The following is a 14,387-nucleotide window of genomic DNA, read 5'->3' on the forward strand; positions in this document are numbered from 1 at the left end:
GGCCCGCCTCTTATCATATCCAGCTAGGGGGAATCAGCTTTGCGAGAACTTTTACAAAAGTATGCCAACACTTTTTCGATCCATTTGGAACAAATCAGCTTGTCAGAAAATGAACAGCGCAGTGTCAATCATCCGGTTGTCTTCTTATTCCTTGGTGACCTTGTCAAGGACGCCCTCCAAACCATCATGATGATTAATGAGGAAAAATGGCAGAACAGTTCGGGTGTTCTCTATTTTCACGCCTATCAAGAGGACACGATTACCGGCGACGAAAATGTGCTCTCCATTCAGCTCCCTGGAGACAACTATGACCGCAAGTACCAGCGCAAAGGGATGCACGAGGCCTTCCAGCAAGACGAAAATAAACTGATCGAACTCAATAAGATGTTTCGAAAGCTTTCATCAAGAATGGCGGAATACGGGAAGCAATATTCCTCGCTAAAAAAAGTGAACCTTTGCGTGATTACAAGAATTGATGATCCGGCCAATGTTCTCATCCAAGAAGTGACCTTGCTGCTAAAAAGTATCCTTCTGGAATCCTTCCGCCTCGTTGAAGTGGATTTATACGGATTAATGAAGGAAAAACAGGATGGCGAGAACTTTGCCCACTCCACCTCCCTAGGGATTAGCTTTTTAAAAGAACTCGATCACTATCAAAACGATGCATACACGTTTGAGCAAGAGCTGCAGCTGACCGAGGATTCCCTTAGGCTGCCTGTGAGCCATCCTCCTTCCCCGCTCTTTGCCATGGTGTATTTATTGAGCGATAAAAATGAAGATGGCTTGATTTCCAGTGACGCCTTTCAACAAAATGTTGAAATGATCAGCAACCTCAATTTATTAAAAAACCGCAAGATGATTACCGACTATCATGAAAAAATGGACAGCTATCACCACCAGGATTTTAAACGGGGAATGAAAGGCAACTCGCAGGAACCTGTGTATGCTTCTGCCGGCTTTTCAAAAGTGACGAGGCCCAATAAAGCGATAGCCCTCCATGCGGCCCACCACTTTTTCAAAGAGTTCCTACAATCAATGAACGCTGCGAGCAAACAGCCACGGGAAAAAGTGCTCAACCTCTTCGAGCTGGCCGAGGCATCCTTTCAAAAGTACTTTCATGAAGGCCTTCCCCCAGCCGAAAAGCTTTGGGATATGAATGGGTTGATGGGGGTCTCGAATTCGTATCAAACGGTAAAAAGAATGTCGGTGAGGGAAGCGGAAGAATATCTGTATGAGGGCGGGACGCAACTATTCTTTTATAACAACTTTGAGGAGCCGCTCCGTGAGCATTTACAAGGACTGAACATGAGGGCCCATATTGAACGCTGTCTCTACGAAAATGTGATTGACCATGAACAATATGGGTTATTTTGTGCCATTCATTGGACCTCTGAAAAACCTGGGACGGACATGAGTGTATTGCATGAAATCGATAAATTGGAACGCGAAACGAAAAATGAACGGATCGATAAAGAAGCCCGTCTCGAGCAGTACTACCAGCAAGTGGTTGATCACTGTGAATTTAACAAGAGCTACCTGCCGTTTTCGGACAAGAAAAATTTAACCAACTTTGTGCGCTACTTTTTCGAAGTGGTTTATGGTACAAAGTACGAAATCCTGAGGCTTGAGATGAAACAGGCCATTTTGAAGCAGTACCGGGCAGTGCTGGAGGAACATCATCCCATTTTACGGAAGAAAATGGCGCTGATCGACCAGGTAGGGTCTTTGCTGAAACAATCAGCTGAGGAAAGCCTCTATGATTCAGATGATGTGTTAGATAAAAATATTGCCGAATATTATGCAGGCGTGATTGCCCAAATTACAGCAAAGCTGAAGGAAAAACGTGGGCCACATTTCTTCTCAGATGAGCGATTCTTCGGAAACCTGCTGCCATTACTGGAAAGCGGCAATCCCAAGACTCTCCTAGAACGCTTGTTGCTCGTCTGCAATCGCGAAGTGCTGACCCAGGGGGAGTTCCATCGCAGCTTTGAGGATGAGCTATTAGAGCGGGCCAATGTCATGACGCGCTATGAAAATCGGGAGATTCTATCCAAGGAGGATTTGTTTAAGCAATTATATTTGCGTCTCCATGAAAATTCCTCCATCCACATTGAGGTGTTTCATTACACCCAAGATCATCGCTATGAGGAAAAGTACTTCTTTGGGGACTTTTATAGCAAATTCATGAAGTACGCTTTGGAAAAAGAATATGAAACAAGACAATATAAAGTTGGCTGTGCCCATGAAAAAAAATCTAGCGGGATGGAAAAACTGACCTTAATGGGCGGGTTCCGGCTACGGGACCTTATGTACTATCGTAACGGTGAAAAATACTATAGGGCCTACACTGAAAATGGCTATGAATTTCACGCCAAAAAAGTAGAAACATCTGTTTAGCATTAAGAAAGATTGTGGGTGATTGCAGGTGAATTGGGAACCTATTTCTTCCCCTAATCAGGAAATAAAGGATGTAAAACAGACCATCCAAGATGCCGAGGTACGACTGAACTGGTTCTGGTCAAACGAAATTGACTTTGTCTACATTTATAAAACGGCCTCGGACAATGTCATGCCGGCTGATGAAATCGCTGAGCGCGACGTAAAGCTTTACACCCGTGAGGAATATAAAATCAATCGAGGGTATGTAAGCAAATTAGATACGATCGGCCGGACGTCCTACCGCATCTTTCCCTGCCAGAAACGTGAGGGAAAGCTTGTTGTTTTCAGGCAGGAAGATGAAAAGAATCTGATTACGATCACGGGGGCGCGGGCGAAGATTTATTTTTCCATTGCATATAAAAACAAACTCTTTCAACCTCGTAAAAAAGTAAAGATGGCCATCCATACCGAACTTCCACTCGAAAAAGGGCTGCTGGTCTATGTCAAAAAAAGCGGCGGTGTGCCAAATTCGCTAGAGGATGGCACGGCCTATCCGTTTGTTCGCGACTTCCCTGCTGGGAAAACCGTCTCACCAGAAATTGAAATTGATAAAAATGAGTTTATTAGAATTTTCTTTAGTACGGGAAAGAACATCGCTCAGCATTATGAGCTGATTCCTGAGTAAAGGGGGCATGATCATGTTCACATTATTAAAACGAATATTTGAAAAAAAGCAGCCGCCAAAGGAACGTTTACCATTTTACGATATTGTCTGTCCCTACTGTTTTTCAAAATTCCATCATGAGGATGTCGTCTTCCGCGCCGCCCATCACCGTGATGATGATGAGGCCTTGGCATTACAGGAAGATGAACGGTTAAACAACTATCGCGGGAAATTCGGACTGGCTCCGATTGATGAACTCGAAGCCATTATTGATCCTTCCATGATCCCCGATGAAAATAAGCTTTACACAGACCGAATTCTCATGGGTGTATCTGATAAATATGCAGTTGTGACGCGCAATCGCCTCTGCCCTTCGTGCCATAATGACTTGCAGATTACGGCAGGCAAGCATCCAAGCAACATCGTTTCGATTGTGGGCGCCACCTCGGTCGGAAAATCGGTATACATGACGTCGCTGATTCACACCCTTCAGCACGTGACCGCCAACAACTTTGATGCCGCCTGTATGCCGCTCGATAATGCGATTAGTAAGCGATTCCGGGTGAACTATGAAATTCCCCTTTTTGAAAATGGAAGCCTCTTGCAATCAACTGAAAAATCGAACCGGCAGGAGCCGTTTATTTTTCAATTTATTTTTAAAGATGAAGACCAAGCACCGCTGACACTCGTATTTTTCGATGTTGCCGGAGAAGGAATGACCGATAAAGAATACCTTAAGCTTCACGCCGCCCATATCAAAAATTCTGCTGGGATTCTATTCTTAGTCGACCCCATGCAGATCCGTGCGATCCGTGAAAAGCTGATCTTTCAAATGGGGGAAAGTCCCGGGAAGATTGTCGGTCAAGGGGATGAACCGCGTGAAGTGGTGATCTCCCTGTTCGGTGATTTTATTGCCCATCTGGAAAACAGTAAAACTGATATTCCGACGGCGGTGGTCTTAACGAAGAGTGATCTTTTAAATGCATTGAAGGATGATGATGGTGAATATGTCAGCACAAATAGTAATGTGTTTCGCAATGTCATCCACCGGGGCGGCCTTAATTTAGCAGAATATGAAAATATTAATGGAGAAATCAGGAGATTTTTAGCAAAAGTCGATACTCCGTTTGTTAATGCCCTTGATGTCTATTTTAAGGATACCTCCTACTTTGCCGTTTCAGCACTCGGCAGTAACCCGGTCGATCAGCAGGTCAGTGGCATTATTAGCCCCATCCGGGTTGATGAGCCGTTCATTTGGCTGCTTTATAAGCTGGGTTATATCGAAGGGAGAAATGGTCTGTGAGCAGGAATATTCAGCAGCAAATGTACACAAGGGAACGCGGCGGAATCTTTCATGCTACCGATGGATACGACACGATTGCCATTTCCGAGGGCCTTGATCACACCTTTGTGAAAAAATATTTACATCCGTTTTGTCTGTATCATGCACCAAAAGCCTTAAGTGAGCGCGGCGAGAAAGACCCCTCTCATTACCCTGAGGCCGTGACACTGTTTCAGCCTGAAACCGGTGAACTTGTCATCGGCCAGGCCGTGTTTGTACCCGCTGATTTTACTGGTTCGCGCAGCACCTTTTTTATGCATAACTATGTCATCCCTGCCGGACGAAAAGAGGAGTGGATCAAGCAGCCAGAGAAGTTGTTTCAAATCAATGACTTTCAAACGTCCTATGATACGACGCTCGGAAAGGTCCTGCCAGAGCGGGAGACTCTTGCGTACGACTCCTGTGTTGTAAAAAAGGAATGGCTAGCATCTGTAGGGATTTCGGAGGATCATGTCAAACAGCTTTTATTCGCTGTCATGTCATCGATTTCCGGCAAGAAAAAGGTGTTTATCTCTCTAAATGTCCCGTTAAAGGATTATACGAAATATGCGCTGGAGCTGCTGGAACTACTCTATCTTTCTTTACCCTATGCGCACCGACGAAAGGTAGGGGCAATGACGTTTACAAGTGAGCCTGCCGCAAAAAATTATCTCCATGTGATGTTTTTTGAACCGGGAACATTAAATTGCGGGGATCGTGCCATTGAAAAACAATACATTTTTGATTTTGCGAATAACCGGATTTCCGGTGTTAGTCTGAAAGGCCAGCAGCATGAGTATTTGGACTTTGCCATGCACCATTTTAGCGAATCAGAGCCGATGGATGACTTTTTTGAATTTGCAGAAAGGGCCTTGTCAGGGTTAGCTGAAGGGGAAACGCTGGAATTAGCAAGCTATTACCAGTTAACCGATATTTATCTAGCACTAACCTTTCCTGACTCCCCTTTTTATGAAAAAAATAAAATCGGATTTCTGCAAAGTTTGCTGAAATTTTTACAGGTAAACGGTGATGAAAAGCCGGATTTACAAGGAGTGTTTTTGCAGCTGTTACAGGAAGAACGATTTGTCTCCGACAAGGCCTCTGCACTTGATTATCTTCATGCAGTGGTTGCGATTAATGCCTTTATGCAGTCGGATGTAGTGCTTTCCTTTCTTTTGGAGACACTGATCCATTATCAACATGATCCGCTTTACGGTCATTTATGGCAAGCGATTGAAATGGACAAGTTTACCCATGAGGCTCTCGTTCTGTTTTTGAATGGACATCCCGATTATCAGCAGCTTCTTGAACGGTATCTGGATGAACGGTTCAAACCGTACATCCGGATGGACGACATACTAGAAGAGGTAAACAAACTGGTCGGAACCCCCTATTTACTGGGGCTTGAGCCACCGATGTTTATTTTAAGAAAAAAAATTACGGCGGCAGTTGAGTCTGAAAAGAATCCATTCAATGCCGTATTGGCATTGAAGAAGTTTAGCATCGACCCTCGCCTTTTAAAGCAGGACATGCTGCCACATGCCATGGTTGCCTTATTACGTTCGATCCGCTTGCAGGAGCTGACAGTAGCAGATATCAAAGCATTCGGAGCGATTTTTACAAAAGAATGGAATGTGAGAGACATGAAGGATTTACGGGTGAGGGAAAACTATCTGGTCACCAACACGCTATATAAATTAATTAGCTTCCCATCACAGGCTGATTCGTACAGCTTAACACCACTAACAATTTCTGCACGTGAGCAGCTTAGGGAGATTTTAAAAAGAGTCATACGAGACCAGCTTACTTTGGAAAAATTTCCGTTGCTGTGTGTGGCCTTTGAAACAGATGGAGGTGGGATTGATTATCGGCGTGTTTTGGAGTATGTAATCAACTATAGCGACGACCAAACATTGCTTACCTTTATTAGAGAAAACGACCGATTTGTCGGCATTGACTTCCCCTACAGAAAATCATTAAAGAACTATTTCATCAATCATCCAAAATCGATTTGGAAAAATAAAGCTCTAAGGAAAGAGTTATACCTAATCAAGAACTCTAGCTTTAAACGGTTATTGAATGAAGTGGAAACGGAAACGGCCAGTCCAGTCGTGAAATTCCTAAGAAAGTTCTATTTTTTTTCGTCCTTATTCTAAAAATGGTATTTTGAATTGAAATGGCGGGGCTGAAGCTTCTGATTTGTGCGTTTGGCGGAATGAATCGCTAAATAAGCAAACTAAAAGCGATGGACTACTTAAAATCCATCGCTTTTTATCACATTATTTGTCTTCATCCACTTTTCTACGTCTAACGATCACAGTGCCGCCTGCTGATAACAGAAGCAGTCCCGCCGCAATCGTTCCGGCAAAGAGTGTTTTATTTTCATAGAATTTAACAACCGCACTTTTTTCGACGATTTCAAAAGGCATAATGGAGACCCGTTCATTCCCTGCCTTATCGGTTGCGACTACTTTGATTTCATACGGCTTGATGTCTTTCAGCGTCGTTTTAATTACTTGGGTACCATCTTTTGTCACCACGTCACCCATAAACGATTCGCCATTTACTGTAAACGATTGAATCGTATCCTCCGGATGTTCAAGCCGGATTCCCACGGTTACCGCTTCGGTGTACTTCTTGTTTTTCTTAACGCCCTCGTAAACGACCTTCGGCTTTTTTTTATCGATGATAAATTCGACACTTAACTGCTTGATATTTCCAGCCTTGTCCTTGATCTCAAAGTAAAGAACATGCTTTCCTTCCGTATCAATCGATGACCCCATCGTATAGGGATCCCCGTCTAATGTAAGGGAAATGATATCATAGTCACTCATATCTTTAATGAGTAGGTCCGGAATGATATTTTTATTAAAATACTGATCGGTAATTGGTTCCTTAAAGCTGATCACCGGTGCCGATTTATCAATCGTAAAGACAATCGTTCTTGCATGAACATTCTTAGCCAAATCGGTAATTGTCGCTTTTAAGACATAGTCCCTTTCGTCTTCTAGCTTCTGCCCCTTCTTAAAGGGCTTGCCATTAAGGGTAACCGATGTACTGTTATTGTCCAAATGAAGATCAGAATATTCTACTGCCGGTGTAATATTCTTATTAAAGAAGCCATCTACCACTCCCGAAATCACGAGCTTCGGTCTTGTTGTATCTAAAGTGAAACTAATTTCTAGTATCGTTTCATTTCCGGCTTTATCCTTGGCAACCACATGATAGCTATATTCCATTTCTGTGGCCACAGTCGGAATTTGCCCCTTGATATCCGCGCCACCATTCAGGGTTACAGATACAATGGTATCTTCAGGCTGGTCTAAGGCAAATTGCGGCGTGAAGATTTTATTGATATACTCGCCATTTTGAATCACCCGATTTTCACCCTTAAATTTAGGGGTAATCACTGGCTTGGTTTTATCAATCGTAAATGTCATGCTGCGGCTAAAGCTGTTACCTGCTTGGTCAACGGCCTCGACATTTACTTCATATTTGCCTTCTTTGCTAAAGATGTGACTGAATGCAGCCGTTTCACCATTGACACGGAAATCTCCGGCATCGTAGCGGCTGCCATCTCTTGTTACCTTAATTGTATTCAAGTTAAGGTTTTTATCCTTAATGGTCACATCCATTTTTTTATCGGTATTATAAAAAGTATGATCCTCTACACCTTGAATCTCAATGGCCGGATTGGTTTGGTCAATCGCAAAGGCAAAGGGCGGAATCACCGAACGGTTTCCGGCTTTGTCCGTCAGTCCAAGCGAAATCGTATAATTTCCATCCTCAGTCAGCGTCTTCGTTACATGGGCTTTGACTAAAAGAGATGGGTTTACCTTTGTTTCCTCAAATGCCTTCTTCCACTCGCCAAGCGAAAGGGCCTTCCCATCCTTTGTGACCACAAGCTCAAGATCCTTTGCCGCAAAATTCCGATCCTCTGCCGCAATCGATACTTGTTTCCCCGTAGAGTAATAGTGGTAATTCTTTTCATCAGGATCAACACCTGTAATCGTTAAACGTGGTGCCGTTTTGTCGATGATGAACGCTCGTTTTTCCTGGACACCAACATTCCCCGCCTTATCTGTGGCTCCGAGGGTAACGGAATAATCACCATCCTCGGTAAACGTATAGGTACCAACACCGGTATCCTTTGTTCCAGCCAACAATGCCAGCTGGCCGGCTTTTGAAAAAGGAGAACCATCTTTCATCACAGACAGTTCATTGCCCGTTACCTGCAGATTCGTGTCACTGATTTTAAACTGGAAGTCCATATTTTGATTAAAATAACGCTTTTCCGTGAAGACCGGGTCAATGGACACGACTGGGACAGTATGGTCAATCGTAAACAGAAGCGACTGTTGCTCTGCCACATTGCCCGCCTTATCCTTGACGTTGATGACAAGTTGATAATCGCCTTCATTTTGGGGGTCTTCTTTTGCAAAAACAACCGTGTAGACCGAGCTTTCTGGATTCTGGCTCCATGTTCCAGTAATGCCATCAACCGGCACATAGTCTTCACCATTTTTCCTTCTGGCATCAATGGTCACAGCGCTTGTCTCAAAATTCTCCTGCTTTTCATGGACGATTATCGAGACGGTTCCCTTTTGAGCGAAATGATTCCCATTAAAGTCCGCGCTTAAGTCGGTCTTCACTACAGGCGCTGTCGCGTCAATCGTAAATTCCACTTGCTTTACTACTTCATGGCCTGCCGCATCCTTAGCAGTTACAGTGACACGGTATTCACCATCAGCATTATCGCTATTTCCAAATGGCAATGCGACTGTTGATGTCTCCCCGGTATTTTCCCATGTTGCAAACCGGTCATCGTGGAAAGGCGAATATTGACCATTCCCACTCCGTTTTTCCACTAGATATGTGACATGGTTGGTCTGATAATTTTTCTCCTTTACCGTGATGATGACTGTGCCATTGTTTACAAAAGCACCAGGCTCGATCCCGGTAAGCGCCACTTCAGGTGCCTGGGTGTCAACGACAAAGTCGACCGGCCCAATCGAATCGCTATTTTCCAGCCCATCAATCGCGCTGAAGGAAAGACGATACTTGCCGTCAGCTAAGGTTTCATTCTTTTTCAAGGTAGCAATCGTCCCTGACACATCTGCATTCAAGGCGATCTTATTCTGATTTAACGTAAGGGTCGTTTTACTTAGATCCAATGTTAAATCGCTTGCTCTAACAGCAAAACTTCCGTTATCAACATGCTGCTGATTAAGTAATGGCTTGCCGCCAACCGATACTTCAAGCTCCGGTTTTTGGCTATCGAGAGTGAAAAGAACCTTTTTACCGGCCTCATTGCCGGCAATATCGCTGGTTGCAATCGTCAATTCATATTGTCCATCCGCAAACTCTTGCTGGAATGATGCTGTTTTATTGTCAGCGGTAAAGGTTGGCGTTAATGAGATTGTTTCCGTATTGCCGCCAACAGATTTTTTCGTCATCGTCATTTTCGTTGCATCAGCATTTAATTGCTGTTCTTCGGTAATGTTGATCGCAACTGTTTTCTTCTCATTATATTTTTGATTGTTCTCGACACCTGTCACAGAAATAACCGGTGCACTTTTATCAATGGTGAAATACAATGGATAGGTGAACGGTTGCCCTTGGCTATCGGTAATCGTAACGGTTCCTTCGTAATGACCTTCCTCTTTAAGCGTAAGGGCGGCGGTCCTTTTTTTCTGGAATAAAGTTGGCGTAAAATCCACCTTGTGTTCAAGGCTTTCATCATCATGTGTTCTCACCAGGTTTGCTTCAGCCTTGGTGATTTTCCCATCATCTTCAAATGTAACGGTCACATCATTAGGATAGAATCCTCCTTGGTTGATCCCGGACATTTTTGGCTCATTTTTATTGATGATAAACGAAACACGTTGCTTGTCACTTTTATTTCCTGCTTGGTCACGAAGGAATGCCATAACATCGTATTTTCCTGACTGAGGGAACTCCAACTTGCCCAAATTCTTATTCGTTTGATCCCAAAGAATCTCTGCTGGTTGTCCGTCTCCGTCCTCATCCACTACAACGAGGGCTGATACCTGATCATGTGTGAAGTTCTTTTCCACTACTTCCAGATTTAAAACGACAATACCATCTCTTTCCGTGTAGATGGATTTATTGATCCCGGAAAGGTTGATTTTTGGCGTTACTGTATCCCTTTCAATGCTGAATATAGCTGGTTTGGCAGTAAAGCCCCAGGTATTGTCAGCAAAATCGACCGTTACATCTAATAGGCTGTCCCTATCTGAAGGCAGGGTGATTTCCACTTTATACTCGCCTTGAAAAGCAGATGCAGCATCGAGAATTTTACTTACCTTCACATCGCCTGCTGTTTTTCCATCATAAGAAGCGTTTAGGATAAATGGCTGCTCCACTTCTTCAGGCGCTGTTGCTCCGTCTTGTTTAGACTCCTTTAGAGAAGTAAGGTAATTTTGATAATCCTCTTTCAAGTCGACGTTAAACGTCACACCATCCTTTTGGTTCGAAAACCACTCCGGATTAGGATCTTTATCGATATCCCAGGTTTGATCATTGAATTTGATGAATCTCGTTGTCTCGTTTTGCGATAAGACATGATTCGTAAAAATAAATGCAAAGATGAGCATGATGGTGAAAAAGCTCGTCCATACCAGCCATTTATGCTGCCTATAGTTTTTATTGATCCATTCTCCCATCCTTAAAATCTCCTTTTATATGGTTGCATCTGTATGGACAATGACCACGTCTCGTTCTTTCCTAAAGTGACTGATAGAACCCGATTCCGCTAGTACCGTTGTTTCTTCCGCTTCTTCAGTCAACCATTCGGTCTCGTCCGATCCCACGAATAACAGCTCCGTTGCTGCCGCATCAGTTGCGAGCAGTTCTGTTTCGTCTGCAGCAGCTTCAGCTTCTGTAAGAAGCTCAGTAGGCGCCGCAGCCTCTATCAAAAGCTCGGTAGAATCGCCATCGCTTCCTGTCACGGCTACTTCCAGTTCAACGTCACGGCGGGGCTGAATCTCCCTTGTGATCGGCTTATTGAACTGTTCTTGACGGGAACGTCTGCGTTGCTTCCATTTTTTAGCCCATTTGTGAATGCTAAATCCTGTTAAATCCTCAAATGCCTCTGAAATGTTCATTTTTATAAAAACAATAATCGAAAGAATGAGCGAGAGGATAGCACCGGCAATGCCGCCATAAAACATGAGTTGAAAGTTCACATTATCCCCCCTGCCCGACAAGATTCAAATTCATGTACCTTCTTGTCAGTTTCTTAAAACCCTCATCCTGATCGGCATCCTTTAATTGGGCTGCCTGCTCATACACCTGTAACGCTGCCGAATAATTCCGATCCTCTTTCGGCTGTTCGATATCGAGCAACAAGTTTCCTAGTTTTGTATAGGCATTAAGACTAGTAGGGAAATCCGTGATCGTACGCTCGTATTGTTCAGCAGCCTGCTCACGCTTCCCCAATTCTTCATAGATCGTGCCAATTTTAAGCATATCCTCCTCTTTATTCAATTCCTCCCGGTAATCAAGAAGCTTGGTATACAGACGGATGGCTTCCTCAAAATCATTAACCGCTGCCGTTTTATCCTGTGAATTAATTCCTTTACTGTAGTAGGCCTGTGCCAGTTTCCGCTCAAAATCTTGTGCATATTTGCTTGTTAAGAAATCATCGTCTAATTTGATTAGGACATCGTTTGCCTTTATGACTAATTGAATGGCCTTCTTATTGGCATCTGGAATTTGCGCTTTATACGATAAGTAAATATTCGCTAATGAATGGTAGTTATCAATTTTTTTAGCATCATTACGGGCTTTATCGGTGAATTTTTCAAAGGCATCCAAATCACCGGCAAACTTATGATAGTCGATATTTAAACTTCCCATTGTCGCAGCTAATGAACGGTAATACTCTACTTCCGGCTTATCTTCTGGGTCAACCTTGTTAAAAAAATCCTCAGCCCGAATATAATCCTTTTCCACGTCGAAATAGGTCATGCCTACTTTAAAGAGAACCTCGCTATTTCGATCAATATGTCCATAGCCATCATCCATATATCTTTCAATATTCGACAGGCCCTTATCTGCTTCCCCGTTTTGAATATACATATCTAGTAAATTGTTATAGGCCATAGCCCTGCCCTTATCAAGTTTTATCGCCTGTTCGAGAATTTTGCTTGCCTCGGCATTCCGACCATTTTGAATATCGCTGTTTGCCTCATTAATTAGGCTCAAATAATCCTGGAGCTGTTCATTCTTCATCCCTTTGTAGCCAAAGACGGACGTCGTGGAAAATCCGAGAAAGAGGAGAGCCGGAATTAGAAATAGACCTAACTTTTTATAAAGCTTGTGTTTATAGCCCTGGGTTAATTTGTTAATGTTCAGCAAATCATGGGCCAGTTCCGCGCAGCTTTGATACCGATGACCGGGTTCTGCGTGGGTACACTTGGCAATTATATGTTCTAGACCCTCCGGCAGTGCCGAGTTCCACGATCGAATGGGCCTTAATTCATAAGGCGGGTCACTCAAGGTTTTTCCCGTCACTAAATGATAGAGTGTCACACCTAAACTATAAATATCAGTCCGTTCATCCGTTTGCTTGCCGGATAATTGCTCAGGGGCTGCGTATCCCTTTGTCCCGAGATTCGTCGTATCGGTCGTATTTTCTGTTTTAAACTCCCTGGCGATCCCAAAATCAATCAGCTTGATTTTCCCTTCAGGGGTCAGCATGATATTATCAGGCTTCATATCGCGATAAATAATCGGGTTCGGCTTTCGTGTATGAAGGTAACCGAGCACATCACTCAACTGCTTCGCCCAATCGATGACTTCATCGGCGGAGGCGATTTTCTCACGCATCAGCTTTTCTTTTAGCGATTCGCCTTCGATATAATCCATGACCACATAAATTTCACCTTGGCGGTCGATGACATCATAGATTCGCGGCAGTGCACCATGGTCCAACCTTTTTAACATATTGGCCTCCACAACAAGGCTGTTAATCAGCAACTCATCATCCTTGTTGGCCCGCTTGCGGATATCCTTTACGACCAGCGATTTCTTGAGTCTGTTATCCATCGCAAGATAGACTATACTCATGCCGCCGCGGCCGATTTCTTTCAATATTTCATAGCGTTCATCAATTATTGTGCCGATTTTAATCAAGGCGCATCACCCCGGTGTTACTTTCGTTAGTAGAACAGTGATATTATCGGTTTCCTTGCGATTCTTTACTAATTCAACGAGACCCACAACCGTTTCCTTCATCTGGGTTTCATTTGAAAAAGTGTCCGGTTGCAAACTGGCAAACATCTCTTCTTCACTGATTTCATGGTAAAAACCATCGGTGCATAGCATGAACAAATCTCCGTCTTTTACCTCACCTTGTGAGATGGCAAGCTCTAGTTCCGGTGTGGCGCCTACACATTGCAGCAGAACATTTCGGCGCGGATCGACTTTCGCCTGCTCTTCTGTGATATTGCCCCGCTCCAATTCCCTGGCCACAACCGTTTGATCTTTTGTTAATGGAAATAGATTTTTGTGGATCCGGTAGGCTCTACTGTCACCGATGTGTAAAAGGAAATAGTTCGTTTGCACAATCAAAAGCGCGGTGATGGTGGTACCAAGCTTGAGATTGGCCGCTTCTCCATAATCTAAAATTTTTCGATTAAGGGCCTTCACGCGATATGCTAATTGTTGTATGATTTCCGTTTCCAGCTGATTGTTATCGGATAGGAGAATCTTTGGCAGCTCAGTGTCAAACCAGTCCGACATCCCTCTGATGACGGTTGCACTCGCCAATTCCCCTTGCGTAAGTCCGCCCATGCCGTCACATACGATAAACAGACCAACCCGCCCATTTGGAGTTTGTGCCGTTTTAAGCAGCAAGGCATCCTGATTGGTTTTCTTTTTAATTCCGGCGTCAGTATGGTAGGCCATTTGAAAAGACATGTACCCACCGCCTTTCTTATGAAGTATTTTGGTCTATCGGCGATTTTGATCGTTCTAACAGCGAATCGAAAAGGGTCT

At 43.7% G+C, this 14,387-nt stretch carries 8 protein-coding genes; 4 read left to right on the forward strand and 4 right to left on the reverse strand.

Annotation, left to right across the window (positions count from 1 at the left end):
* Positions 1-39: 39 nt before the first annotated feature.
* Genes RCG19_RS06280 through RCG19_RS06295 form a run of 4 tightly spaced genes read left to right on the forward strand, consistent with a single transcriptional unit; the run spans position 40 to position 6,520 of the window.
* Positions 40-2,397, forward strand: coding sequence for a hypothetical protein (locus tag RCG19_RS06280; RefSeq protein WP_308110107.1), 2,358 nt, complete (start codon positions 40-42; stop codon positions 2,395-2,397).
* Positions 2,398-2,425: 28 nt separating this feature from the next.
* On the forward strand, positions 2,426-3,064 hold the full coding sequence (locus tag RCG19_RS06285) for a beta-mannanase (protein ID WP_308110108.1): 639 nt from the start codon (positions 2,426-2,428) through the stop codon (positions 3,062-3,064).
* 13 nt (positions 3,065-3,077) lie between these two features.
* Complete coding sequence (locus tag RCG19_RS06290; RefSeq protein WP_308110109.1) at positions 3,078-4,346, forward strand: TRAFAC clade GTPase domain-containing protein; 1,269 nt, start codon at positions 3,078-3,080, stop codon at positions 4,344-4,346.
* The gene (locus RCG19_RS06295; protein ID WP_308110110.1) at positions 4,343-6,520 is read left to right on the forward strand and encodes a GAP1-N2 domain-containing protein; all 2,178 of its coding nucleotides are present in this window, start codon (positions 4,343-4,345) and stop codon (positions 6,518-6,520) included. The genes RCG19_RS06290 and RCG19_RS06295 overlap by 4 nt, the downstream gene beginning before the upstream one ends.
* 123 nt (positions 6,521-6,643) lie before the next feature.
* On the opposite strand, the gene RCG19_RS06300 is transcribed toward RCG19_RS06295, so the two are convergent.
* Genes RCG19_RS06300 through RCG19_RS06315 form a run of 4 tightly spaced genes read right to left on the reverse strand, consistent with a single transcriptional unit; the run spans position 6,644 to position 14,309 of the window.
* Positions 6,644-11,050 carry an Ig-like domain repeat protein gene (locus RCG19_RS06300; protein ID WP_308110111.1) on the reverse strand — a complete coding sequence of 1,469 codons (4,407 nt, stop codon included), beginning with the start codon at positions 11,048-11,050 and terminating at the stop codon, positions 6,644-6,646.
* Between the two features lie 15 nt (positions 11,051-11,065).
* Complete coding sequence (locus tag RCG19_RS06305; RefSeq protein ID WP_308110112.1) at positions 11,066-11,572, reverse strand: hypothetical protein; 507 nt, start codon at positions 11,570-11,572, stop codon at positions 11,066-11,068.
* 1 nt (position 11,573) lies between these two features.
* Positions 11,574-13,523 (reverse strand): protein kinase domain-containing protein, encoded by a 1,950-nt coding sequence (locus RCG19_RS06310; protein WP_308110113.1) that lies wholly within the window; start codon positions 13,521-13,523, stop codon positions 11,574-11,576.
* Between the two features lie 6 nt (positions 13,524-13,529).
* Positions 13,530-14,309 (reverse strand): PP2C family protein-serine/threonine phosphatase, encoded by a 780-nt coding sequence (locus tag RCG19_RS06315; protein ID WP_308110114.1) that lies wholly within the window; start codon positions 14,307-14,309, stop codon positions 13,530-13,532.
* Between the last annotated feature and the right edge of the window lie 78 nt (positions 14,310-14,387).

This window comes from Neobacillus sp. OS1-2 (assembly GCF_030915505.1).
Taxonomy (GTDB): Bacteria; Bacillota; Bacilli; order Bacillales; family Cytobacillaceae; genus Neobacillus.

Coding starts and splice junctions, on each gene's coding strand:
- RCG19_RS06290 (WP_308110109.1), top strand. CDS start 3,078: ATGTTCACATTATTAAAACGAATATTTGAAAAAAAGCAGCCGCCAAAG.
- RCG19_RS06315 (WP_308110114.1), bottom strand. CDS start 14,309: ATGTCTTTTCAAATGGCCTACCATACTGACGCCGGAATTAAAAAGAAA.
- RCG19_RS06300 (WP_308110111.1), bottom strand. CDS start 11,050: ATGGGAGAATGGATCAATAAAAACTATAGGCAGCATAAATGGCTGGTA.